Source organism: Aliivibrio sp. EL58, from assembly GCF_900312675.1.
Classification (GTDB): Bacteria; Pseudomonadota; Gammaproteobacteria; order Enterobacterales; family Vibrionaceae; genus Aliivibrio.
This window is the reverse complement of sequence record NZ_OMPC01000009.1, coordinates 444,997-471,382: the sequence shown is the minus strand read 5'-3', so window position 1 is coordinate 471,382 and position 26,386 is coordinate 444,997. Positions and strand designations below refer to the sequence as shown.

26 protein-coding genes are annotated in these 26,386 nt (G+C 39.0%); 1 reads left to right on the top strand and 25 read right to left on the bottom strand.

Going from position 1 to position 26,386, the window contains the following annotated elements; all coding sequences use genetic code 11:
• Positions 1-76 precede the first annotated feature (76 nt).
• The 19 genes from ED622_RS12980 to ED622_RS12885 form a co-directional block, all read right to left on the bottom strand.
• Positions 77-958 (bottom strand): NAD(P)-dependent oxidoreductase, encoded by an 882-nt coding sequence (locus ED622_RS12980; protein ID WP_122034665.1) that lies wholly within the window; start codon positions 956-958, stop codon positions 77-79.
• A gap of 125 nt (positions 959-1,083) precedes the next feature.
• Positions 1,084-1,614 carry a GNAT family N-acetyltransferase gene (locus ED622_RS12975; protein ID WP_122034663.1) on the bottom strand — a complete coding sequence of 177 codons (531 nt, stop codon included), beginning with the start codon at positions 1,612-1,614 and terminating at the stop codon, positions 1,084-1,086.
• Between the two features lie 103 nt (positions 1,615-1,717).
• Positions 1,718-2,404, bottom strand: coding sequence for a hypothetical protein (locus ED622_RS12970; protein WP_122034662.1), 687 nt, complete (start codon positions 2,402-2,404; stop codon positions 1,718-1,720).
• Between the two features lie 180 nt (positions 2,405-2,584).
• Positions 2,585-3,127: a hypothetical protein gene (locus ED622_RS12965; RefSeq protein ID WP_122034659.1), complete on the bottom strand. Its 543-nt coding sequence runs from the start codon at positions 3,125-3,127 to the stop codon at positions 2,585-2,587.
• A gap of 152 nt (positions 3,128-3,279) precedes the next feature.
• Positions 3,280-4,185, bottom strand: a complete 906-nt coding sequence (locus ED622_RS12955) for a hypothetical protein (RefSeq protein WP_122034655.1) — start codon at positions 4,183-4,185, stop codon at positions 3,280-3,282.
• A gap of 144 nt (positions 4,186-4,329) precedes the next feature.
• Positions 4,330-5,163, bottom strand: coding sequence for a hypothetical protein (locus tag ED622_RS12950; protein WP_122034654.1), 834 nt, complete (start codon positions 5,161-5,163; stop codon positions 4,330-4,332).
• 278 nt (positions 5,164-5,441) lie between these two features.
• A complete protein-coding gene (locus tag ED622_RS12945; RefSeq protein WP_162922517.1) occupies positions 5,442-5,762 on the bottom strand; it encodes a hypothetical protein in 321 nt (106 codons plus the stop codon).
• Between the two features lie 30 nt (positions 5,763-5,792).
• Positions 5,793-6,479, bottom strand: a complete 687-nt coding sequence (locus tag ED622_RS12940) for a hypothetical protein (RefSeq protein ID WP_122034650.1) — start codon at positions 6,477-6,479, stop codon at positions 5,793-5,795.
• A 194-nt stretch (positions 6,480-6,673) separates the two neighbouring features.
• On the bottom strand, positions 6,674-7,213 hold the full coding sequence (locus ED622_RS12935) for a GNAT family N-acetyltransferase (RefSeq protein WP_122034649.1): 540 nt from the start codon (positions 7,211-7,213) through the stop codon (positions 6,674-6,676).
• Between the two features lie 240 nt (positions 7,214-7,453).
• Positions 7,454-7,861, bottom strand: a complete 408-nt coding sequence (locus ED622_RS12930; protein WP_122034647.1) for a VOC family protein — start codon at positions 7,859-7,861, stop codon at positions 7,454-7,456.
• Between the two features lie 388 nt (positions 7,862-8,249).
• On the bottom strand, positions 8,250-8,444 hold the full coding sequence (locus ED622_RS12925; protein ID WP_122034645.1) for a CPXCG motif-containing cysteine-rich protein: 195 nt from the start codon (positions 8,442-8,444) through the stop codon (positions 8,250-8,252).
• A 210-nt stretch (positions 8,445-8,654) separates the two neighbouring features.
• Positions 8,655-9,674 (bottom strand): formate dehydrogenase subunit gamma, encoded by a 1,020-nt coding sequence (locus tag ED622_RS12920; RefSeq protein WP_122034644.1) that lies wholly within the window; start codon positions 9,672-9,674, stop codon positions 8,655-8,657.
• A gap of 16 nt (positions 9,675-9,690) precedes the next feature.
• On the bottom strand, positions 9,691-10,299 hold the full coding sequence (gene fdh3B / locus ED622_RS12915; RefSeq protein ID WP_045102000.1) for a formate dehydrogenase FDH3 subunit beta: 609 nt from the start codon (positions 10,297-10,299) through the stop codon (positions 9,691-9,693).
• A 13-nt stretch (positions 10,300-10,312) separates the two neighbouring features.
• Complete coding sequence (locus ED622_RS12910) at positions 10,313-13,168, bottom strand: formate dehydrogenase subunit alpha (RefSeq protein WP_122034642.1); 2,856 nt, start codon at positions 13,166-13,168, stop codon at positions 10,313-10,315.
• 12 nt (positions 13,169-13,180) lie between these two features.
• Positions 13,181-13,378, bottom strand: a complete 198-nt coding sequence (locus tag ED622_RS12905; protein WP_045101998.1) for a twin-arginine translocation signal domain-containing protein — start codon at positions 13,376-13,378, stop codon at positions 13,181-13,183.
• Between the two features lie 79 nt (positions 13,379-13,457).
• On the bottom strand, positions 13,458-14,057 hold the full coding sequence (locus tag ED622_RS12900) for a molecular chaperone (RefSeq protein ID WP_045103297.1): 600 nt from the start codon (positions 14,055-14,057) through the stop codon (positions 13,458-13,460).
• Between the two features lie 5 nt (positions 14,058-14,062).
• The gene (locus ED622_RS12895) at positions 14,063-15,739 is read right to left on the bottom strand and encodes a 4Fe-4S dicluster domain-containing protein (protein ID WP_162922516.1); all 1,677 of its coding nucleotides are present in this window, start codon (positions 15,737-15,739) and stop codon (positions 14,063-14,065) included.
• A gap of 203 nt (positions 15,740-15,942) precedes the next feature.
• A complete protein-coding gene (locus ED622_RS12890; RefSeq protein ID WP_122034639.1) occupies positions 15,943-16,515 on the bottom strand; it encodes a DUF3306 domain-containing protein in 573 nt (190 codons plus the stop codon).
• On the bottom strand, positions 16,496-16,957 hold the full coding sequence (locus ED622_RS12885; RefSeq protein ID WP_122034637.1) for a DUF3305 domain-containing protein: 462 nt from the start codon (positions 16,955-16,957) through the stop codon (positions 16,496-16,498). The genes ED622_RS12890 and ED622_RS12885 overlap by 20 nt, the downstream gene beginning before the upstream one ends.
• Before the next feature lie 183 nt (positions 16,958-17,140).
• Between ED622_RS12885 and ED622_RS12880 the strand changes: the two genes are divergently transcribed.
• Entirely contained in the window at positions 17,141-17,980 is an 840-nt protein-coding gene (locus ED622_RS12880; protein WP_122034635.1) for a formate dehydrogenase accessory sulfurtransferase FdhD, read from the top strand.
• Between the two features lie 124 nt (positions 17,981-18,104).
• On the opposite strand, the gene ED622_RS12875 is transcribed toward ED622_RS12880, so the two are convergent.
• The 6 genes from ED622_RS12875 to ED622_RS12850 form a co-directional block, all read right to left on the bottom strand.
• A complete protein-coding gene (locus ED622_RS12875; protein ID WP_254052629.1) occupies positions 18,105-20,162 on the bottom strand; it encodes an HD domain-containing phosphohydrolase in 2,058 nt (685 codons plus the stop codon).
• Between the two features lie 174 nt (positions 20,163-20,336).
• Positions 20,337-21,491, bottom strand: coding sequence for a membrane-bound lytic murein transglycosylase MltC (mltC, locus tag ED622_RS12870; protein WP_122034633.1), 1,155 nt, complete (start codon positions 21,489-21,491; stop codon positions 20,337-20,339).
• 239 nt (positions 21,492-21,730) lie between these two features.
• Positions 21,731-23,623 (bottom strand): methyl-accepting chemotaxis protein, encoded by a 1,893-nt coding sequence (locus tag ED622_RS12865; RefSeq protein ID WP_122034631.1) that lies wholly within the window; start codon positions 23,621-23,623, stop codon positions 21,731-21,733.
• Positions 23,624-23,980: 357 nt separating this feature from the next.
• Positions 23,981-24,619 (bottom strand): pyroglutamyl-peptidase I, encoded by a 639-nt coding sequence (gene pcp / locus ED622_RS12860; RefSeq protein WP_122034630.1) that lies wholly within the window; start codon positions 24,617-24,619, stop codon positions 23,981-23,983.
• 9 nt (positions 24,620-24,628) lie between these two features.
• On the bottom strand, positions 24,629-25,534 hold the full coding sequence (locus tag ED622_RS12855) for a DUF979 domain-containing protein (RefSeq protein ID WP_122034628.1): 906 nt from the start codon (positions 25,532-25,534) through the stop codon (positions 24,629-24,631).
• Complete coding sequence (locus tag ED622_RS12850) at positions 25,528-26,217, bottom strand: DUF969 domain-containing protein (RefSeq protein WP_122034627.1); 690 nt, start codon at positions 26,215-26,217, stop codon at positions 25,528-25,530. The genes ED622_RS12855 and ED622_RS12850 overlap by 7 nt, the downstream gene beginning before the upstream one ends.
• Between the last annotated feature and the right edge of the window lie 169 nt (positions 26,218-26,386).

Below are 26,386 nucleotides of genomic sequence, written 5' to 3'. Positions count from 1 at the left end.
TGGAAGTATTCGTAATAAAAAAGCCTCAGCTTGAGGGGAAAATCCAAAACTGAGTTATTGACACCATAGTCGTTTGTTAGCTGCGTTTCAAAATTGGTAATACTTCAGCTGTTTCAGTATCTAGCATTTCCAAAACACTTTCAAAACCATGTATAGGTAACCAACCTAATTTCTCACGTGCGGACGATGAATCATATACGCGATCTAAACTTTGAGGTAACTGCCAATTTCTTTGTTTAAATGCTAACGCGATTTCTGGGCACCTACGCTTGATGACAGCTTCGGCATCAGTATATAGAGCTTCGCAATCAGAAATATGACAAGGTGTTGCCCCTGAGATTATAAAACGATTAAAACCGCTTAGCCGTTTTTCCACAGCACATAAATGAGCATTTGCTACATCGCGAGCATCAATACCACGGGTCAAACGAAATACTGCCATTAAATCCGCAGGCTCAGGAAAGCATCTCGACATTTGGAGCACAGTCACTGGAAGCTGAAACAGATTTGAAATTTCTTCTAGCTTAGTCTCAGCCGCAATTTTACTTTTATGATAAATCGACTTAGGTTGCGGGATAACTTCCTCATCAACCCAACCTGCAATACTTTTAGGCGTCGAAGCATAACCATATAACGCAGTTGTACTGGTAAAAATAAAGTGCTTAACACCTGCTTTTACACCAGCTAAAGCCAGTTTTTCAGTCGCATCTACGTTGATAGATTGAAACTCTGAATCAGGTACTAATCCAACATGAGGGGCATGAAGAGCCGCTGTATGAATGATGACATCGATATTTTCAAGAACCCCATCCATCATAGCACTATCACGAATATCACCAACGTAATCAGCTGTTGAGCAAGGCGTTTTATCAATGCCTACTACGTCATGTGTTCGCATTAATTTAATATAGATTGCACGCCCAACTCTACCCGCAGAGCCTGTTACCAAGATTCTCATTTAAGACACCTTACTAATTGTTGACCTCAAAGCAGCTAACGCCACCTTAAACACAAAACCCAACGATAGAATGAAAAAAGCCATGCGTTGGAAATCTGTCTTAACGCATTGGTTATAATTTGTGGTTAAGACAACACACATTCGTAGAAAATGACGCCATTGCCACTCTCTTGAGTTGCAACAAAACCAACTTTTTCAAGTAACTTTGCTGAAACTACATTTCCAATATCTACGCCACCAATAAGTTTTTCTACTAATTGGTTATCACGGCAACTTTTGAGCAAACCAAACAATAACTCACTACCGTAACCTTGATGCCAACTAGATTCAGCTAATAGATAACCTAAATGAGCTGTAGCATTATCTGATTCATAAAGGAAAACGAAACCAATAATCGGGGCAAAACCTTTACGTTTAACTGAAAACAAATGGCTTTCTGATACCATTTTAAAAAGCCAGACTTCAGCATCCGATTCAGTATTAATATCATGAAAATATGGAGGTAATGATTCAACAACTGAGGGAGAAAGTAAGTTAACAATTTCAGACAATAACTGTGATTTCAGCAACCCTGACGCCAAATAAGAGTCAACACTTTCAACCTCAAGTCTCGTTGTCGTAAATGCTATAGATTTCAACTTTGAGCTATTAATCATATTGTTCCCTTAAAAATTATAACGCCTTGCTAAGCGGAAAAGAAGAGTTGGATATAATCGCGAAGCGATGGCCAACTGTTATTTTTTCCGTTCAAGCAACTTGTTAGCTACCAAAAAAATTAAATGATTGGTACCACTTAAGAACGCTTTGCACGCTTTGCACGCTTATGTATTGTCCATTAATCAATAACCTACCATGAAAACCAATCTCATATGCAAAATTAATTATTAACATAACAATAGGTAAAATAATCACCCCAACAATCATACTTACAGCACGAGGGCACTGATACTTGACCAGTATACAAACCCAGTTAACACAAGGGGTAAGTAGCGACAATAAAAAAGGAACAACCCAAATAACTGGCTCAGTTTTTACATCTCCAACCAAACTAAAGGAAAAGATAAATATATATGTTATTAAAAGTATGATGCCAAAACCAATTGTTATTGACTGAGAGAGGCATCTGGCAGAATCGACTAAAGCAATAATTTTTGTTCGCTGAAATGGTACAACTAAATATATTCCATTATATACAGCAACACTTATTGCCGATGTCATTAAACTATATTTACCAAAGTGTTCCCCCATCAGAGCACCGACTAATTCATAGGATTTTCCATTAAAATCACCAAGAATGATCACCATTCCAAAAATGGGTAAAATCACCAACATTAACTTTATAGTTTCACAAATTGACAATGCAACAGATTCAGGAGTACCTGGTATTTTGGATAATTTTTCAAGACCTAAAGTCCAATCTGGTAGTTCTAATTTTTCAATAGTCATAATCTATCTTTATTCAATTTATAGGTGACATCTTTCAGAACCAAGGTATAGGCTCTTATAGCTAACGCCCTGTTAAGTGGGAAGCCAACGCAATACCGAAGCCGCCGCATACCACATTAATCACTTAAACCAACGCATAGCAAAAACGCCAGGCGTTGCGAATCACTCTTAAACAGTTTGTTAGGCATTTGCGTTCCACGTTTGAAGTTCCCACTCTTGAGCACTAGCAAAACCATTAACTTTCGCATGTTTAGATATGCTCAAACACCACGAGTTGTACGTTTCGATACAATCAAGATGTGTCCATAAGCAACCTTTTAAATTGGCTCCATTGAGAACAATGCTGTCTACTGGGCAATTCGGTGGGGTTATTTCCAAGCGCCCCAAGCACCATAAATATTTTAGGTACAAATTGAGAGCCTTTTGAGCTTGACCTATTCTTAATCTTCCGTTAACTAAGATATGCCCATGCTTTTGAGACAATACATTACTTATATTTACGATATTTATTTCATGTTTTGACTGAGAAACTGAAGTAGAGTATTCCTTTGAAAGATTGACAACCATTTCACGAAAATCATCTCTAAATTTTTTGCGGTCTCTTGGATTGTCACTACTGTATGTTTTACATCTTGATAATGCAGCACGAACTGAGTTTTTAGATGCTCTATCCTTATCATTCGTCTTAACTTTTTTAAGAAAATTCGACTTGAATTGATTCATTAATCCTCCTTTATTATGAAATGCTTAACGCCCTGTTAAGGTGTGAGCAACGTAATACTGAAGCTCCCGCATAACACCTTAAACACTAAACGCAACGCATAGCAAAAATGCCACGCGTTGCGAATCACTCTTAAACAGATTGTTATAAATAATTAGATCCCGAAATAACTGGCACTATACAAGTCAAAATGTTCTTTAAAATCAGTAAGTTCTGATTTACTCAAGTACCCTTCGGCTATGGACATAGCATACTTTTTATAGCGCTTTTCTAATTCAAGCTGATAAAAGTCACTGGCTCCATAGAATGGTACGCTAGGGTTATGGCTACCTCCTAGAAACTCTGACTCAAACTCACCGTAAGTCTTGCTGAGAGCATGTAATACAACGATTCGATACTTTATATCTAAAATCGACCCAACTAAACTACCATTTAAAATAGGATGTGCAGACAATTGGTATGACGAACCATTTGATTTGTATACTTCAATAATCACATCTTTCCTTCCACCGAAAGGAGAGTGCTTATTTCCGTCGATTAAACTAACTGGATCAATCTTTTGTGCAATGATTGGTGTAAAATCAGTACGAACAATTAATTGCCTTAATAATAATTGTAGTTTCATACTCAATACATCATGTGATGAAACAGGTGTCCCTTTCTCTTGAGAGAGTAAAAAAGCCATTCTATGATTTTGCTCAGATACATTTTGTATATGAGCAATATCCTTGCGAAACTCACTTAGAGCGACTGTATATTGAGCATTAAGTAAAGCAAGACTTTTTGAGTAAAACAATGTACGTTCAGTTTCCTTTTTAAAAGACTCTTGTGCCTTTTCCGTTTGCTTTGCAATTTTTGCATCAATATAAGTATTTAAACCAAGGTAGCCTAATATAGAAACTATAATAAGAATTGCACCTATTAGTGTCCAAACACGCTGTTTAGTTCTTTCCCAAAGCTGAGTTTCTAGTAAAGTTTTATACTCGTTGGAGTCAATAGTAACTTCTTCTACGTTTTTACTATTCTCTTCTTGTTTTTTATCTATGTCCGGATTTCCCATACTTGTCCTTATTTATAACGCCGCATTAAGGTGTGAGCAACACTACCACGAAACTCAACCTTACCACCGTAAACACTAAACCCAACGATGGAATGAAAAATGCCAAGCGTTGGGAATCACTCTTAAATACTTTGTTAAGTGGCTTTACTCGAACCAACTTGACGTATCAACTTCAATACTACTTGGGTCAACTGTGATATCACTAGGGTCATCAACAGATACTTCAAGAGAGATCGTAAACGGATAATTATTTGCCATTTCGGTGAAATCTTCACCTTTTCCATATTCTTGGCTAACATAAACCGTACCATTCACACTAACCTCAATATGTTCATCACTAACAACGACTATATCCAGTTCTTCTGGGTGAATTTCTTCAATGATTACATTGTTTGCCAAAATCATTAAGTCATCAGGGAAGTTATTGATAACCGACTGGAAAATCTGTTCATGGCAACGATTTTCAACCGCAGATACGACTATGCTATCCCATGACTCAAGTTGTTCCACAACTTCTTGAGAAAACTCAATAATAAACTTCATGTCTGTATAGAACTGTTTAGGATTGGGTTTTAAATGTTTTTCGGTTATGTGCGTGTACTTATTAAAGAAGTTGAACTTCTTTAAATAGAATTTGATATTTGAGTTTAGGTCTTCTAGATCAGCCTCTGTAAAGAACTGGTCAGACAAATATCCTTGAGCGCAAAATTTTAGTTGTTGTCGTCGAGTAACATCAAACTTCTCATGCTCTTTTTCGTACCAGTTAGTCTCCTTAACTTCTTCAATAGGCGCCCGCCTTGCAATTATGTGCAATACGAGTTCACGCATGGAAAACGCAAAATTATGGAATCTCAAAGGGTTCCCATGAGAACAATAATTCCTTAGGCTCGCTATAAATAACTCTTTTTCAAAAAGAGTAACTAACAAGCTTTCAAAAGCCTGTATAAAATCGTGTTGTAATAATTTTTTTAATTTCATTGATTTCTACCAATTTCAACTGCCAATTAACGCCGCGTTAAGTGGTGAACAACGCCAACCACCAAACCTAAATCATTGTACCTTAAACACTAAACCTGACTGGAACTGAAACCGCCAAGCGTTGTGAATCCGTCTTGAACGCTTTGTTAGGCTCGTTTTATGCGGATACCTGTTAAAGTAATTTCCACTTCAGACGCACTCAGGATATCCCAAATTTTTTGGCTGAATGATTTTTTCTCTTGGCACTTAGTACATCGAAGCTCTGCTTGAAATTCAAACTAAAGATCACCGCTTTTACTAAGTAAAGACGTATGATTTATGTCATTAACCGTCAGTTCGAGAGTATCTTTCTCTTTGCATTTTGGGCAGTTTAATGTCTTCACATGGATAGGAACAACACGCTCGACGGCTTCGTACATAGCAGCACAGTAAGGACATGTTGCCGTAACACCTCTAAGTTCACCGACACCATTTAAATTCCAAGAGCTTTGAGTCGATTTAACCTTAGTTACCATTACATGACTGTAATGACTTATTCCTGACGTACAACAGTCGCAAATACTGGGAGATACAACTCTCAATGCTTTGATTGATAGCATCTTTACCTACTATCACTCTTAAATGTTTTGTTAGCTATTTGTTACTTCGATGAACTCAGGGATTTCTCTAGTAGAAACATACGCAACAAATTCACTACTTACACTATCATCAGCGTCACTCACTTTACCAAACACTTCGTTTAACCAAAGCAGAACCCTTTCGATATCTGTTGTACCAGAAATACTTTCAATAAATGAATTAACTTCTTCAGTGCTAAAAATACTCTCAAAATGAGAACTTCCTGAGCCAATATGAATGAGTCTAGTGCCCTCTTCAGAGCGAGCAAATAAACGAGTATAATTATGAATTTCACTGAACAAGTAAAAATTAGAAAAGTATGTATCTGTCTTACCATCAAAAAAAGTGATAACGCCTTGATTCTCAGTAAGAGAGTTCATTTCTAGTAACTTTTCTCGATTATTTACATCTAAAAAAGACTCCATATGCTCTCGAATATTGCGTAATGCTAAATTAATATCCGCTGTAGATTCTAATATTTTCGCGTAGGAATGACTATCGGTAACACCAGCTATACCAGCAGCAAATGAATTAGACTCATTCGTATATATTTTCTTGTAGCCGTCAATTGTTGCGCCGTTTTCAGCATTAATAGTGATATTTCCCATCTTGATTGTTGTCGGTCCAGTTGTATTGGCTCGCTTATCAGAAGCAATCAATGAAAAATCTTTGTTCAAAATATTTACTACAAAAGTCATTATTTCCTCGTGATTTTTAAAATGGCTAACGCTCTCTCTACGACAAAATGTCTTATAGTTCACTACAACATTTGTCCCTAATTATTCTATTAAAGCATCTAGCCTTTATCTAAAACTCAAATAAATCAATATCATAAACTAATCGATATTGTTCGCTACATTCATCCTATACGACAACGTGTCGCTTTATGCGGTTAGCTCACAGGGTGCTTTGATAAACCATAAATAGCATGATTAATAATACGACCATTCAGATTTTCGCGATTAGAAATAATGCCTTCTAATGTCATTCCTAAACGCTCACAAACTTTACGGCTTGGTAGGTTGTTCTCGCCTGCTGCTATTTGAATTTTCTCAAGCTGTAAATCTGTGAATGCAATCTCGATTAACTTAGACACAGCACGAGTAATAATGCCCTTACCTTGATAAGACTCACTAAGCCAATAGCCAATCTCAGCCATTTTTAAATTATGATTAATCGTGTTGAAGCTGACATTACCGACTAATTCACCTTGGTAAATCATGCCGCAAACCATTCCTTTGCCTTCCGCATAATCAAGTAACGATTTACGCACAAAGCGTAGAAAGAAATCCTCTGATTTTGCATGTGGTGGCCAAGCTAGCCATTGAGATAAATAAGCTTCTTCCTTTGACACGATATCAAAATATTTTTTCGCAAAAGATGGCTCAATAAGTGCCAATTTCAATTCACTATCAATTTCCACTGTAAACATAATTCACCTTTTGCCAATATAACCCTTATACATACACCCAAAATCCTCAACGAACTTATTGATTTCGAATCTTGTCGTTAAAAATTAATGACGATGTATGTTTTTCATTCGTACATCATACCCTTTCATAAGTGGATTTCATTCTATTTCTTTTCATTTTGCTTTTAAACTCGTATTTTTTAATGATTCAAGCTATTGATAATATTAGTAATAGATTGAATGGTATTGATTTGGCTTTTGCTAAGTTAAAGTATCCCCCTTATTAGCTACGCTCTTCAGTTTCCAAGGTGGGTTCAAACGATTTTCACCAGCCCAATATAATTTTATTTTGTTTCCTGAAGGATCACTTAATGCCGCTTCTTTCCATAGGTAAGATTGCATTATCAGTTCTTGAGAAAAGACTATATCTTTACTTTTTAGCGACTCTACCAATTGTTCGAGTTCTTCATGCTCAAAGTAAATCACACCTCGACAATCGAGCCCCTTTTTATCAGTATCTAGATAAATAGAGAATGTTGCATCACCATCAGGAAACGAAAAACGGGCGTAGTGTTCATTACCAACAATTTGAGTTAATCCAAGAGCTTTATAGAAATCGACAGCCAAATTTATGTCATGAACCGCCAACGTAACTTGATTAAAATTCATTTACTTCCCTTATATAAATATTGATTACGTTCTTCCATGTGATTTTTCAAATACCATTTTTCGTTTAAATCAAAAAAAACCAACCAGAAACACCGCTGCAATTAGCCCAGAAACAAAGCTTGGATAATGAAATGTACGCTTTCTTGAATTGATATATTCTCTGGTTATCTCTTCCTGATAACTCTTAATTGCTAATTCTTTTATGTAGTTATTTTGCATAGCTTATCCCCTTCTTTTTATTTGGGATAAGCATAAAACCTCAAGCTAAGTTTAGATCAAGAGAATTTTTACTGGATTATTAAAATGGTAACGCATATCTATTTTAGTAAAGAGTTCGACTATTCTTTATTCGAAAAAATACCAAGACATCACATCTAAGTATGACCGATTAGGCATCATTTTCATTATAGGTAATCACCATTAATTCATCATTGATGTTGGTGGTAACCTGAACTCTAATCGGTTGGCAACAAACGCTGCAATCTTCAATATATTCTTGGTCAAGATCTTCAGAGCCAACGACAATTACAATCACTTCATTGCAATAAGGGCAACATATTTTTTCTTCATGTAATAGTTCCATTCCATCTCCCTTCTACACAAATCAACAGCGTTCTTAGCATTATTTATTCAAGATTAATCTTTGAGAACGTAATAAATATAGCAAAGATAAATAGGATCGACATCGTGACTAAGTGTGAGAAGACTGTTTTTAAACGTAAAAAAGCCGAGCAAGTTATCCTGCTCGGCTTTTAGTTTTACAAATTATCGCTATACGAATCTTAACTCGTTATTAGCTGTTTTTATCTTTTGGCTGATTCTCTGGTAAGTCTTTTACTTCTTCATACCATAAATCGTGGTGTTCTTTAGCCCATGTTTCGTCAACATCGCCTGTCACCATGCCTTCTAGTCCAGCTTCCATACCGAATAAACCGATGTAGATGTGGAAGATGAAACCACAAATCAAGATCAACGCTGCAAGCATATGGATTAAGCTCGATAATTCCATATCACGGCGTAATTGGCCGAAGATAGGGAAATCTAGTACAAACCCACTGATCGCTGCGATTGCACCAAACCAGATTAGAAGCCAGAAAATCGCTTTTTCACCACCGTTTGAGAAACCTGCTGATGGGTGCGAGCCTTTATGCTTACCAACCATACCGCCCATTTTCATGAACCATTGAATGTCAGTTTTGTTTACAATGGATTTTCTCCACCATTTCACTAAAACAGTCATTAATAGAATGCCAAAGATTGGGCCCATGTAGTTGTGATACTGCTTCGCGGCATAAATAATCATGCCCCAAATATCGGTTGGTAATACCGGTTTTAAAAAGTGCTTACCATAAATCAAACATAAACCACTGAACGCCAGTGTTAAAAACGTGAACGCCATGCTCCAATGCAATGCACGGTCCATTTTACTCCAACGCTGAATTCGACGTCCTGTTTTTGGTTTGCTTAATTTTAGGGGACCAATGGTAAAATACGCCAGTGTCACCATTGCTAAACTACCAAAGATCGCTAATGCACCTAATGGTGACATCCACTTCTCTTTTAACACATACCACGTTTCGCCAGCCGTACTGATAAGTACACCATGCTCTGGTGATTGTGAGGTCGTATAGCCTTCTTCGCCCGCTCTTACTTGACGCCAAAAATCAGCACCACCAAGTTGGGTCATCTCTTTCTCTGCACTTTTCGCGGCTACACTGTCATTTGCCATGCTAGGCATAGCAAATGTCAGTGTTAATGCTGCCAATACTGGCAGCAATAACGAAAGAGAAAGACGTTTTAGTTGTTTCAACATCGCTCTCTCCACCGGATTAGCTCTTAGTCGCATCGAACGATAAGTCTTCACCGTTTGTCCAACCTGCGTCTTTTGCGCCACGCTCTACAACACGTTGACGGAAGATGTCAGATACTTTCTCTGCATCACCAGCAAGCAGTGCTTTGGTTGAACATAATGAAGCACACATTGGCAATTTGCCTTCTGCGATACGGTTTGCGCCGTATTTTTCACGTTCTTCTTTTGAACCCGCTTCTGTTTCTGGTCCACCTGCACAGAATGTACATTTGTCCATTTTGCCACGCTCAGCAAACGCACCCTGTTTAGGGAACTGCGGCGCACCAAATGGGCAAGCAAATAGGCAGTAGCCACAACCGATACAAAGATCTTTGTTATGCAATACAATGCCATCTTCTGTGTGTTCAAAACAATCCGCAGGACAAACCGCCATACAAGGCGCATCAGTACAGTGCATACATGCAACAGAGATTGATGTTTCACCCGGCTCACCGTCGTTTAGTGTTACTACACGACGACGTTGGATGCCCCACTCTAGCGCATCATCATTTTCGTTTTTACATGCTGTGACACAGCCGTTACATTCAATACAACGCTTGGTGTCACATAAGAATTTCATTCTAGCCATTTTATATCACCCCTTACGCTTTCGTGATTTTACATAGTGTCACTTTGGTTTCCTGCATTTGTGTTACAGGATCATAACCATAAGTGGTTGCTGTGTTTGCTGCTTCGCCAATAACGTATGGAACCGTTCCTTCTGGGTACTTAGTCGTTAAGTCTTCACCTTGGAATTTACCGCCAAAGTGGAATGGTACGAACGCTAAGCCAGGTTTAACACGACGTGTCACCATTGCTTTAACGTGAATTCGACCTTTCTCTGCACCTTCAACCCAAACCATATCACCGTCTTTAAAGCCGATGTCGTTTGCGTCTTTCGGGTTAACTTCGACAAACATTTCTTGTTGAAGCTCTGCAAGCCATGGGTTTGAACGTGTTTCTTCACCACCACCTTCGTACTCAACCAGACGACCTGAAGTCAGAATAATTGGGTATTCTTTTGACTTATCTTGGTCTTGAATTGTTTTGTACAATGTTGGTATACGGAAGTTAGCCGCGCGGTCATCCCATGTTGGGTAATCAGCAACTAAATCACGACGTGGTGTGTATAACGGCTCACGGTGTTGTGGAACACGGTCAGGGAACGTCCATACAATCGCACGTGCTTTTGCATTACCAAAAGGCATACAACCGTGTTTAATGGCAACACGTTGAATACCGCCAGATAGATCGGTTTTCCAGTTTTTACCTTCTGCTGCTGCTTTTTCAGCTGGAGTCAGATCGTCCCACCAACCAAGTTGCTTAAGCAGTTTGTCAGTGAATTCTGGGTGACCATCTTCAATCTCACAACCTACTGGGTAGCTGTCTTCTGCTAGTAAGCTTTCGCCTTCAAATTCCACACCAAAACGAGTACGGAAGTTACCGCCGCCTTGCGCTACAGGTTTAGACGTATCATAAAGAATGTGCGTACCTGGGTGCTTCATTTCTGGCGTGCCCCAACAAGGCCAAGGAAGACCGTAGGTTTCACCATTAACTGGGCCGCCTTCTGCTTCTAGCGTTGTTTTGTGGAACGTGTGCCAGTTTTGTGTGTGCGCTTTAATACGCTCTGGGCTTTGACCTGTGTAGCCAATTGTCCACATACCTTTGTTGAATTCACGAGTAATGTCTTCAATTACAGGTTGATTGTTCTCATCAATTTTGATGTTTTTGAACAGTTGATCTGAGTAACCTAACTTTTTAGTCAGTAGGTACATGATCTCGTGGTCAGGTTTTGATTCAAACAACGGCTGAATTACTTGCTCACGCCATTGGAATGAACGGTTTGATGCGGTTACTGAACCGTGCGTTTCAAACTGCGTTGTTGCAGGAAGAAGGTATACGCCGTCAGTACGATCATTCATTACAGCAGCAACGGTTGGGTATGGATCAACGATGACCATCATATCCAGTTGTTTCATTGCTTTTCTGATCTCAGTACCACGTGTTTGTGAGTTTACTGCGTGACCCCAGTAGAACATTGCACGGATATTGTCGTTTTGTTCGATGTTTGCTTTGTCTTCTAAAACACCATCAACCCAACGAGAAACAGGAATACCAAAGTTGTTCATCGGCGTTTTGCCGTTGTATTTGCCTTGATCGAAGCGGCCTTTCACCCACTCAAAATCAAGATCCCATACTTTAGTCCAGTGTTTCCATGCGCCTTCACCAACACCGTAGTAGCCAGGAAGCGTATCTGAAAGAACACCTAAATCCGTTGCGCCTTGTACGTTATCGTGACCACGGAAGATGTTTGCGCCACCGCCTGATTTACCCATGTTACCAAGTGCAAGTTCTAGTACACAGTAAGCACGCGTGTTGTTGTTACCTGTTGTATGTTGAGTACCACCCATACACCAAACAACACAACCTGGACGGTTTTCTGAAAGCAGTTTTGCCGTTTCGTACACTTCAGCTTCTGTAATGCCTGTTACGCGCTCAACTTCTGCTGGATTCCATTTTGCTACTTCTGTGCGGATCTCATCCATACCAAACACACGTTGGTTAATGAATTCTTGATCTTCCCATTTGTTTGCAAAAACGTGGTACAAAACGCCCCAAATGAAGGCAACGTCTGAACCCGGACGCAATGAAACATAGTGATCCGCTTTTGCTGCTGTACGTGTACGACGTGGGTCGGCAACAACGATCTTACAACCATTCTTCTCTTTTGCGATCAGAATATGTTGCATTGCTACTGGGTGAGCTTCTGCAGGGTTTGAACCAATGAATAGCATAGATTTACAGTTATGCATGTCATTGAATGAGTTCGTCATTGCACCATAGCCCCATGTGTTTGCAACACCGGCTACTGTGGTTGAGTGACAAATACGCGCTTGGTGATCGACGTTGTTTGTACCCCATAGTGATGCCATTTTACGGTACAAATACGCTTGTTCGTTGTTGTGCTTCGCAGAACCTAACCAGTACACTGAATCTGGACCTGATTCTTTGCGGATCTCAAGTGCTTTGTTGCCGATCTCTTCGATCGCTTGATCCCAAGACAGTTTTACCCATTTGCCATTTTCTAGCTTCATTGGGTATTTTAGACGACGTTCGCCATGACCATGCTCACGCAATGCTGCGCCTTTTGCACAGTGACCGCCTGCGTTAAATGGGTGATCGAATGCTGGCTCTTGACCAGTCCATACGCCATTTTGTACTTCAGCGTAGATACCACAACCGACAGAACAGTGAGAACAAATTGTACGTTTCACTTCTGTTGGCGCATCAACTGGCACTTCTTTCGCTTGTGCTTTTTTCATCATGCTTGGAACAAACATGCTTGCACTTGCTACTGCACCCGCAGCAATCGTTGAAGTACGCATGAACATACGACGTGTAATGCCCAGCTGGTTCTCTTGCTTTTGTACCGAATCGGAACGTTTAGTCAATTTCATTATTAAGCTCCGTTATAGGCTATCGTAATAGTCACGAATGTGTTGAGTTTCGCGATATCCATCGCCTTTCTTCTCAACGTCTTTTTTATCCGTTACTGTGCTTGCACTTGCTGTTCCTGAAACGGCTGCGGCTACTGTTCCTGCGGCAGCTGCAGTTGCAAGACCCTTCAGTAACGTGCGGCGGTTTAGGTCCGTATTTTTATTGCTCATTCAATGCTCCTTTGCTTCCAATTCACTTGGAATGGGCGTCTGTTTTTATGGTTTTAATTCTTTTAAGTCACAACAACTTTTATACTTCTGTGACTTCAATTGCGTTTGGATTTTTTGCAAAGCGCGTTTGTTCTACAATGAAAAACGCCTCAACTAGTTGTGTCACTGATTTGTAGAAATCCGCATTTTCAGCGTTATTGATTTGCTCACACAGCGCGACATACCAAGGTTGGATATGGCGGTTAAAGAATCGTTGTTGCAGAACTTCTGCATCATTCGCTTCAATAAGCATAGCCATTACTTCACATAATGCTGAGATATGATCTTCAGGCTCTTTTACGTCATCTGCTCGCTCAAAACCTAATTGCATTAGATCTTGTCGAAGGGCAACTAACGGTTTTTCCATTAAAGCGCCCGCTATGTGCCATGAGCCAAACGGCATCACTTCACCACGGCCAACGCCAATGAATAGGTTTTGGTATTCGTCTGTTAGTGCTTCTTGATTTGATTCTTGAGCCGCTTTTGAAACCGCAACCCAGGCTTGACTCATCTCATGATTGTCATTGCCTTCAACTTCAAGGGTACTTAACCAATCAATCACCATTTGATCTGGTGCAATACGAAACAAATGCGCTAATAAACCATAGATTTCTTGTCTTACTTGTTGTTGTTCATTCATGGTCATTACACCTTTAATTGTTTTTCTGGGTTTGCAGACAGATCGGTAAAGATGTCTTTCACTCGACAATCTTCACACATGTATAGACGACTGATAGAAGCTTCATCACTAAAGTGAGGGTTACCCTGTAACTTAACTCTTAGCATTTCAATCATTGATGCAGGAGCGAAAGGCGTTCCACAAGTAATACAACAAGCGGCATCTTCTTTATGCATGATTTGTGTTTCTTGACGCTCTGCTTGGCTCCAGTTCATTTGCACTTTCATGCTCAATACTTTTTCTGGGCACGCGCTGACACAAAGGCCACATTGAACACAATCTTGCTCAATGAATTTTAATGTTGGTGAATCTGGATCACTGTGCAGTGCACGAGTCGGACAAACCGCCACACAACTCATACATAAAGTACAGTCTTTCGTTTCACAGCTCACACTGCCATAAGGCGCATGAGAAGGAAGAGATTGAATTTCGGTAATTTCGATATTGTTTGATGTCGCATCAGCAGCGAGGTGATCTAACGCGCCCATTAAGCGTGCACGTTTATTACCAGTTAAAGGTTGTTCAATTACTGCTAATGGCGTATCGACAAGCGTCATTTCGTGTAACGCTTCCATGTAAACCACTTGGATGCGTTGAGGGTCTAACCCTAATTGAGATAAGAAAACCTGTGCGATTTCAACTTCTTGCGTTAATACACGCTGAATGGTTTCAGGCATTCTACGGCTGGCAATGAAAAGGATTTGTGCTGCACCATTAACAAGTGCAGAGAACCATGTATCAATACCGACAGAAAGAAGCTCATCAAGAACTACTGGGATAACATGATCTGGCATGGTTTTTAGTGCCATCACATTAAAGTTTTCATGACGATCACTACAGAAAGCGATAATTGGTGTTTCACCACCCTCTTTCTTGTAGTTTGCTAATAGACGAGTTGCGAAGTTTTGTGTTTTTTCCGCTTCTGGTAATGCATAGCTAATAGCTTCAGTCGGACAAGCCGTTGCACAGGTACCAACACCTTGACAAAGGTATGGGTTAATTTGAATGTGGTGGCCTGTTTGATCAGAGCCTTCACTGGTTAGTGCGCCAGCAGGACAAGCATCAACACAACGCTCACACCCTTTTACACCACGTGAACTGTGTGCACATAACTCTGGATTTAAGCGAAAGTATTTTGGTTTATCAAACGTACCAACAAGCGCTGGTAATTCATCAAGCACTTGTGCAAGTGTTGGGTAGCCACGACCTACAGGATAGTAACCAGGTACTGGCACTTGCTCTGACATTACACTGTCTAGTTTCATGTCTAACACAAGATCGAATGCAGCGGCACCAATGGTTGCTTTTGCTAGATTAACGCGTTCACCATTTAGCGTACACTCAACATCAAATGCGCCTAAAAAGCCTTTGATGCTTAAATCTTTAGCATGGTAAACCGTTCTTTCAGTCTCTTTATCGTGTGCATCGGATTCGGTTGATACCAGTGTGATACTGTTCAACTCTGAGAACTGCTCGGCAACATCAACAATAATGCTGGTAGGTCCAATGATGATCAAGTTACCACGGCTTTCGTAACTAACCGTTGGTGGGATTAAGTTGTTTAACTCAACGGTTTGCGCAATAGCGAACTGACGCGCTTTGGCATTCGTTGTTTCAGATTGTGCTAAAAATTGGGTTAACATTGCTTCACCTATTCTTGACCCCATTTGGGCCTATTCAGTTCTGTGACTGGTTTCTAGGTGTTATATCGCAATAACCGTACCAACTTAATGGGTAATAATGAGAAATATTAATAGGATAAAATGCGCAATTTTTAGACTATTTGGCAGGCGGTGTTTTTTGTAGGGACATTTTGTCTCACCTTGGTTCAAAATGTCCCGATTGTTTAAGTGGTCTTTTTTGTCTCACTTGACGCTTTTTCGTTGCCAGCAACGTATTGATATTCATTATCATTACGGTTTATTGCTTCATTTTTATCGGTTAATTCTTGTTGTTGTTCTGATGCTTCTTTTGATAATGATTCTGATAATTGCTCTGCCACTGACTCTTGCTCACTCTCGCCTTCTTCTTCAACAGGCTCTACCATCCAATCTCGTAATTTGGCTGCAGTTTCACTATCCAATTTTGGTGGTGTTGAGTAGTTTGGCTCATCTTCCATTGCAAATTCAGGGTTCAAAAACATCTTACGCAATGCGGCTTTTTTCAGGTTTTTATCTACCCCTGCTGCCATAAATTGGCTGACATTGCTGGTTCCTGTGATTTCACCTAGATCGGCCTCGGTAGGCAGATCTATCTCAGGCGTTGATTCTTCCTCTTCTAGAATTGATGCTGTTTCAACATCATCGACAGAAGCGTCAATAACAGGTGTTGACGGTGCTTGAATCGGCTCATCACTGACCTCTTCACCTTGTTTTACCTTCTGTTTTCTCAGTGCCCATCTACTTAGGAAGTTGCTCACTTGCGCGCCCCGCACCTTTACGTTTCTTTCTACGAACTTCTATCAGCTCACCGTTTTTGCCAATAAAAGCTTCTAGCCATGCTTGTACAGGTAATGGCATTCCAATCGATAGCACAACGTAATCACCATCCATGTATTGCCCTATCAAGCTTTGTGAAGCCGTGATCATTACTGGGGTAAGTACGTCATTATCATTTTCAAAGGCAAAAAATAGCTTTGGATCTTGAGAGCTTAAATTAAAACGGTAATCGGTTCGTTCATCTAAGAATATTTCTAGCTCACGCTCAAACAAGATGCTGTTACTTTGCGCTGCTTGTGTTTTTTTCTCATAAAGATGAATGTCACCAATATGCCAAGATGGCGCACTCCAACGTCCTACTTGTTTGGTTTCTTCAATCACTTCAAACTGAAGTGGCCATTGGTTTTCTGTTTTTTGATCCACAAGTCACCCTTCTTTTTATGAGGCTTTTTTATCTCTATTCACACTATAAAGCAATCCTTATACCAACAACGGTTTATTTCTAATTTAACCACAACTCATCCTGTGGTATAAAATTTGCCTGTAATACATTTGCTACCTTAAATATCATTAATTACTTTAAATCTCATTAATTTGGAGCTTACTTTGAGCCAATCACCAAGAATAATAACTACTGGCGCTGTACCTAAACAAACTCTTACTGTGGATGTTTATGATGAATACGGTGAGAAGCTAACAAAAGAAGTCGCGTGTGAACAACCATTAACGGTTATGTTGAATTGGCAAGAAGTGGTGACTCTAATGACGTTAGGTGCACGCCCTGCTGAATTAGTCGTTGGCTATTTAAAGAATCAACATTTTATTAGCGATGTGACGTTATTAGAATCCATCATGATTGATTGGGAAACCAAAACAGCCGCGGTGAATACTAAAGAGACCACCGAACACGTTAAAGAGAATTTAAAGAAGAAGACGGTTACCTCTGGCTGCGGTCAAGGCACCATGTATGGCAACGTTATGAAGCAACTTGAGAATTACCAAGTGCCTCAAGTAACGATTAACCAATCAGATCTTTATGCATCATTAGAAGCGCTGACTTATCATAATGACACCTATAAAGCGGCTGGTGCGGTTCATGGCTGTGCGATTTGTGAAAACAACCAAGTGCTTTCTTTTGTGGAAGATGTAGGCCGTCATAATGCGGTTGATACACTTGCGGGTGAATTATGGTTAAACCGTGGTACGGGCGACAATAAGCTGTTTTACACCACAGGTCGTTTAACCTCTGAAATGGTGATCAAAGTTGCTCAAATGGGTATTCCCGTTTTACTATCTCGCTCAGGCGTAACGCAAATGGGTTTAGATTTGGCGCAGAAATTTGGCATTACGATTATTGCTCGCGCTAAAGGTAAACGCTTCCAAGTATTTGCTGGCCATGAAAAAATCAATTTTGACGTGAAAGGCGAAGCTGCACTTGGGGACTAGAAGCTAGGGACTAAGGACTAGAAAAAGCAGGGACGAGTAAGAGCCCAAAGCAGTTACTCGTCCCTAGAAACTAGTCCCTGCTCTTACTAATCCCTAACCCCTAAAAACTAGCCCCTGCTTCTACCTACTGATTATTCTCAAAAATAGCTCTAAACTCTTCATGATTATGTAAAAACAGATCAACAATCATAGGATCAAAAGAGACACCTCTTTCCTCGGCAATAATCTCTATTGCAACCTCATGAGTAAACCCTTCTTTATAAACCCGTTTTTGTCTTAGTGCATCATACACATCAACAATACTCACGATTCTTGCTTCAATTGGAATATCTTCACCAACTAAGTTTAAATACCCTTTTCCATTCCACTTTTCATGATGATAAAGCACGATATTTTTAGTTATTAGACTAAGATCAGTATTCTTTATAATCTCATAGCCAATGTTAACGTGTTGCTTCATCACATCGAATTCATCAGGGTCAAGCTTGCCTGGTTTCTTTAAAATGTAATGAGGGATACCAATTTTGCCGATATCATGCAGAGAAGCGATCATTCGGATATCCTCTACAAACTCTTTTGGCATCTTCAGAAGAGTCGACAAATACTCAGAGTAAATATTAATCCGTTTATTGTGCTCACTGGTCTCTTCATCACTGTACAAAGACGCCATCTCTAATGAACCAATCAAGGACTCATTCATAGTTAACAGTCGGTGCTGTGTTTTTTTCGCAAGAAAATCTCGTATAAGTAAAAGAACGATAATGAGTATGCAAACACTAAAAACCATGATTAATGCCCATAGATCATTTCTTTGGTACTTTTCATTTTCATTAATATAGATATTTTTAATTAGGCGTTCATTATCCGAGCTTATTGAAATAAGGTTAATCGCATCAAATAACGCCTTATGCTCTTTTTTTACCGCTATATAAACAGAGGATTTTTCTGTTAACGTGCCAGCTACTTTTAGATCGAACATATCATGATTAATAGTGTGATTAAGCAATAATCGTTGATCACCAAAAGCGTAATCGACGACCCCATCATCTACGGCTTTAATTATTTCTTCAAAAGTATCAAAAAATACCATTTCCACATTTAACGTATTATTTTTTACATAATCGTAGTAATACGCATTTTTCAACATTCCAACGGTTGAGTAGTTAACATCCCCAATTTCTGAAATAAAATTCCCTTCTAACTTATTAAAAACCGATAGCTCAAAGGTATAATATGGCTTGGTTAAGAAGTAGTTGTCTGTTATGCACTTATTATTATACACCGACAACAAAACATCATACTCGTTGCACTCTCCGATTACTGGTTCAATAAACGTCACAACATCTTTAAATATTAATTTAATACTATCAAAAAGTGTTGGGGCTATTCCATGATATTCATTATTAACATAGTAACTGGTAGGAAACTCATTAGCACCATACCCAACACTAACCGTTAAGCCTTTAAGCTCTTCGCTCTTTTTAAATAAATAGATGAAGTAATCTTCGCGAGATTTTATAACCATCTCTTTTACTTCTTTTGACTCTAGTTCAGTAAAATATTTGATTAAGATGCTGTTGAGTTCAATGTAATCCTTTGAGATTGCAAATGACGTATATAAATTCTGTAACCGAGGTAAATTAAGAGTCGGATACGCTTTGTCTGTGATCACCTGTGTATCAGCAACAAAAGCATCAATCTCTCCCGCATTTAGTGCTGCAACTAACTCACTTAACGTATTAAATTTAACCGGAATATAATCTATTTCATCAGCGTATTGATTTACAAAGTTAGTGGTGGAGTACCAATCATCAATAAGACCTACTTTCTTATTATTCAAACTAACTAGATCTTCAATAATTGAGGTATCTCTAAAGAATACTTTTGTACTCACTCGATATAGTGTAGGGACAAAAAAGTAGCTTTCACGTCTCTCTTTTGTATTCGCAAAATCAAAATACACACCAGAATCAAAATTATTAAACTTGTCATGTAATACATCAATATCTTCAATTTGCACGGTGAAATTTGTATTTAATTTCTTATTAATGTCCGCAACTAAATAGCTGTATAACCCTTTTTGAATGCCATTCTCAATAAAGAAAAGTCTTGAATCATAATTATCATTATAAAATGTAAAGTTTTTATTATTTTTAAGCCATTCACTTTCTTCTTTGGTCAATTCAAGTGACCATGAAAATGAAGAATATAAACACAGTAAACAAAAGAGAATCTGTTTCAACCTGTCGTTACCACCAACTAAATTAGAGTGAAGTTTTCATAGACCGAGAAGCTAACAAATTAAGCTATTAATGTATAATTCAATTTATTCATCCTCTCAATCAACATATTCTATCTACGCTTTTTCATTAAATTCTTTTTGAAACTTCAACACTTTTTCAAGGTATCGACGCGCTTCTGCTTTTGGGTGTTTATTGGTTAACGCCCAATATAACTGCTCCGGTTTTAAACTATTTATCTCGCTGATAGCTTTAGTTTTGCTTGTATCAAACGTAGAGAATACGCCTCCAGATCCCCCGTTATAGGCAGAAATCATGCTGTAATGTTTATTGGTTGCATGAGTGATATCTCGTAAGTATCTATTCTTTAAAATATAAAAGTAGGCTGTGCCTGTATCTATGTTGTTTGCTGGATTAAACAAATACTCTTTTGTTGGGATTCCTGATTTGTTTTTCACTAATTTAAATACATCTGCGCCTGCCGTTTTTGGGATCACCTGCATTAAACCATAGGCACCAGCATGACTTACTGCATAAGGGTTGAAGCTACTTTCCGTCTGGATAATGGCGTAAATTAAATCGATTGAAATATCGTATTCTTTCGATGCTTTTTTGATCAAGTCTGCATATTGGAATTCACGTTGCTCTAAATGGTCATCCACCATTGAGATCTCAACGTAATACGCTTTTCCATTTTTGATGGTTTTCGTTTTAAGTTTATTTTCAATTAAATAGTCCGCGTATTGCCCTGCACGCCAAGGCCATTCAATGTCTTTGTTTTCTTGATCTTTAATTTGACCGAGTAAAAAAGGACGGCCACGTAAAGGGATTGACTTATCACTGAATAAATCCACATGCGATGGATCTGCAGGCATTAAAACTGTACCTATAATGGCTTTTTTGAGTGCCTCTTTAGGTTGATATTGAGAAATAGTCGATACATAGATCTTACCTTTATCAAAATCAATATGTGCGCGAGTACGATAACCATCAAGATACTTTACGTAACGGTGCTTACCGGCTTCAAGAAACTCTTTGTCACCCCATTTATTATGAACTTGATTAGCAAGATTTTCTAATTGCTCTTCGACCGACTGGGTTGGTTTTGATGCGCTTGGCTTTGATGAACCGGGCTGCCATGTATTTGGTTTTGATACACCACCACTACAATCGCATGATTCTGAATTTGATTGATTGTAATTACCATCAAAAATTGGAGTACAAGAAGTCGTGACTAAAGAAATAACAAGGGCAAGTAATGCGTTTTTCATTTATATCCTAAAAAGTGTATTCGTCTTTATTTTCAATACACTGGAATAGTTCACACATAGTGTGTTAGCCGATAAGGAGGCGTATTCTACACCTTGTTTTACTTTTGGGAATAGTTAATGAAAGATGTTTATAAAATATTTTATAAGTTGTTCCTACCTCTTTCTTTTTGAAAGAAAATCACGGTTTTTTGACACAAAAAAACCGTCAAAAAATGACGGTTTTTATTAAGTTTTTACGTTTAAAGCTTATAACGTTTGATCTCTTCTTCTAATGAATCAGCTAACGATTTTAATGCCTCTGCTTGCTGTGCTGCAGTTTCTGCTTCACTCGCCATTTGGTTTGCAACTTCTTGCACTCCTTCTGTATTGCGACTGATCTCTGCGGTTACACTTGACTGCTCTTCTGCTGCCGAAGCGATCTGTGTCGCCATATCACTAATCACATTAATTTGAGCTGCTATATTCTCAATACTCATACCAGCGTCATCGACATCTTTCACACTGGTTTCTGCCAAGTGATGGCTGTCCGACATAACAGAGACGGCTTCTTGTGTTGTCGACTGCAATGTTTCAATCATTGATTGAATTTCTTCTGTTGAGGTATGAGTTCGTTGAGATAACACACGAACCTCATCAGCAACAACTGCAAACCCACGCCCTTGATCTCCAGCTCGTGCTGCTTCTATTGCGGCATTCAATGCCAGTAAATTCGTTTGTTCTGCAATTGAACGAATGGTGGCAAGAATTGAGCTGATCTTTTGTGCATGACCATTCAAATCTTCAATGATGCCTACCGCACTGTTTACTTCACGCGCAAGATTACCAATTGATGCTTGGCTTTGGTTTGCTTGATTATGCCCTTCTTGGGTTAAGCCTACCGCTTGCTCTGCAGATTTTGCTGTATTCTCTGCATTGCCTGCTATCTCTTGGGTTGCACTTGCCATTTCTGTTACCGCAGTCGCGACCATGGTAATTTCATCTTGTTGATGACGAATGTTTTGGCTACGTTGAAATGCTGAATCTGCTGAGTCCGCAGCTGAACGATTAAGCTCTAATGTGATTTCGCGTAAATTCGATGCCATTGTATGAAGACGAGAAACAAACTGGTTAAAGTTTTCAGCAAGCTTACCCACTTCATCATCTGATTTAACGTTAATACGAACGGTTAAATCCCCTTCACCATTTGCAATATCTGCTAATGCTTCTGATACGGTACCTAATTCACGCAGTTGACGTGTAACTAACCAGCCGGTAAATAATGAAACAAACAATAAAATTAAACCGCCAATAAATATTAGTTTAAATAGCATTGCATTTAACGGCGCTTCTAAGGTTTCTTTATCCATCACTAACGCAATTGCCCAATTCGTATGAGGCACTGCTGTTATCATTACCGCTTCTTCTCTACCGTTCTCTTCGGTGAAGAAAAAACCATCGGATGATATTTCTTTATTTAGGTTATTCGCATCAAAACCTTTACCAAGATCTGCAATCGGTTTTAAGGCAATTTTTTCATTAGGGTGAGCAACAACAATCTTATTACTGATATCAAGTAACATTGCGTAGCCTTTCCCTGGTACAGGAATGTCTAACACATCATCAATTAAAGCTCCAAGTGCTAAGTTTGATGCTGTTACACCTACAATTCGGCCATTTTCACGCACAGGCTCTGTTAGTGTAACCACGAGTGCTTGCATGGTATGGCTAACATAAGGCTTTGTGGTAATCGCTTTGTTGGCTGCTAGAGTTTCTTTATACCAACCACGAGTTCGTGGGTCATAACCTGCTTTATTCAATGATGGATCTTGACGTTGCATTACGCCCTCTGCATCACCATAGTAGCTCAGTCCAAAACCACCCGAAGTAAAGGTTTGTTTTAAGTGTGCCACCATATCTAAATTCGGATCTCGTTCTATGGCTTCTTTCATTGCCGTAATCGCATCTTGACGGCCTTTGAACCAATCCCCAACCCCTAAACTGTATGCTTTTGCAGTATTCCCACTCTCACTACGAATACCATCCCAGGCTTGTGTTTTCATCGTTTGATATGAAAAAGTACCCAACGAGATAATCGTTAAAACGATAAGAGCAACACTTGTTATTACAAGCTTTGTTTTTAATGTTAAATGCATAATATGTCTACTTTTTATAATTCTAAATAATATAAAGCAATGTAGAATTATCAGTGGAGCCTACACCCCCTACATTGCATAACTCACCAATGAAACAAGTGGTTACATTCTGAGTCATCTTAGCAGTCTTATTATTTAAAAATGTGCCCTTTTTCACAAACGGAACCCAAAAATAAGCGAAAATTTACTCTTGATTTTTTGAGCAAGAAAACACTTAGCATCATAAACACACACACTTAACGCTGCATTCACAACTCACTGAAATATAATAGTTATTTACATAGTTATCATTAAAAAACCCAACAATATAAATAATTGTTGGGTTCTAAAATAAAGATAGAATTATCTGTTTTTAAATCAACAAATAGTACCTGCCCCTTCTTGAATATCTTCACTATTATCAATGATAGCTTGTGCTGCAATAGCTAAGCCCTCTGCTATTTGCTCTAACTTCATTGTTGGTTGGGAGCCATCCACTGATTGCTCTGGCAATAATGGAATATGAATAAACCCATGACGAATATTGGTATCTTTTAAATAATGCTGTATCCCGTAGAACAGATGGTTGCATACAAAAGTACCTGCCGTATTTGATACTTGAGCTGGGATCCCTTTTTGTTGTATTTCACTCACCATCGCTTTGATTGGTAATGTTGTAAAATAAGCATCTGGGCCTCCCTCTATGACTGGTTCATCAATCACTTGAATACCGTCATTATCTGGGATCCGGAAGTCATCAACATTAATCGCAATTCGCTCTGGTGTTATTGCTGTGCGACCCGAAGCTTGACCAACAGTGATCACTGCATAGGGTTGTTGATCTTCAATCGCTTTTTTTACTGTTTCAATAGATTTATAGCGCACAACTGGCACTTGGCAAATACTAATCTCACCGCCATTAAGTTTACGGCCTGCAATTAGCTTTACGGCCTCTAGCGCAGGGTTAATTTTATCATTACCAAAAGGTTCGAAACCTGTAATTAGAATCTTTTTCATCGTTAACCCCTAAAAGGCAAAAAAGTACATAAAGGTAGTGTTAATTAGTAGCATAATAAAACCGGGAATAAACTGAGTGATAATCACTTGGTTTTTATTATCGAGCTCTAACAAAGCGGCAGGTACTACATTAAAATTAGCCGCCATTGGCGTCATTAAGGTTCCACAATAGCCAGAAACCATGCCTAGTACACCCACTACGATAGGATCTCCCCCCATTTCAACAATTAATAGTGGGATACCAATACCTGCGGTAATAACAGCAAAAGCGGCAAACGCGTTACCCATTACAATGGTGAAAATAGCCATACCAAACGTGTACGCAATCACATAGGCTAAAACGCTACCATGTGGCACGATCTCTTTTACTATTTGTGAAACCGTATCACCTACACCAGCCTGGCCAAATAAATAGCCTAATGCCGCTAAGAATTGCGATAAAATCGCTGCCCAACCAATAGTATCAATTAATCGACGTCCTTCATGGATACTTTGAACAGGCTTACACTTAGTCAGCCAATTAGCGACAAACAATGAAAGAACAGAGCTTATCCCTAAGCCAATAAGTGCACTTTCACCGGTTACTTGGCTCCATAAAATCGTACCAACAGGGACAATAATCGCGGGAAGAAACAGCATATTCTGTAAAGATTTGGCACTGCTTTTTCTAAACTCATTGTCACTTGAATTGTATGACCCAATACCCATTAAACCCACTGAAGCAATTAACGTCATAATAAGTACTAATACGCCAACAACCCAATCAGGTAATACGCTACCTAAACAGAAAGAAACACCATAGGCTAGCCAGAAAAGCCCTGTCCCTATTGCTTTCGGATTCTTTTTATCCATAAAACTTTGAAGAGAAAACGCAATAAGAAGTAAGCCTGTCGCTTGATAAATATACTCTAACATTCTTCTTGCTCCTGCTTACCAGCTTTTGCCAAGCGTGAATCTTCTATCCATGCTCGAACATAAAATACGACACACGAGGCTAAAGCTGTGGGGATCGCCCACATAAACATGTCATTTAAAGCAACACTGTAACCATGCTCTTCAAGCACACCTTTAATTAATAACAAACCGCCAGCACCAATAAAAATTAATTGGCTAAAGAAATTAGCAAAGTTTTCACTCATTGCAGCAAGTGCACGAAGGTGCTGTCTTTCTTTATTCGTTAATGGTTTTCTATTTTTCTCAGCAGCGGCTTCTGCCATTGGGGCAACTAAAGGACGGATCATGGATGGATGCCCTCCCAAGTTTAAACCTAATGCATTCGTTACTTTCCGTAGTAATAAATACGTAAACATAACTCGGCCAGCAGAAGCTTGTTTGATTGAGCCAATCAGTGTTTCTGCACGTTCTCTTAAGCCAAATCGTTCTAATACCCCAATCATAGGCAATACTAGAATAAATAAAGACATGTAACGGTTTTGAGTAAATGAAGCGCCTAGAATGGATAAAATCTCAATAAAATCAATCTTTGCAACTAACCCTGTCACTATCCCTGCGGTTAAAATAACCAATAGTGTATTTAAACGTAAAGCGAGCCCAAGAGTAATTATCACCACTCCAATCAACGGCCAGAAATCAATCATCATATATCCTTATTTGTTTTATCTCAGCCTTACATCATGATGGGCTGATACTTATAAATCTCACATTGCGTTAAAACCTATGAGGCCCTAACACGTCGGTAAACATATTAGGGCCTGCGATTTAGTATATTTAAAATCAAGCAGATAAAAAGCCATTATCTGAATAATA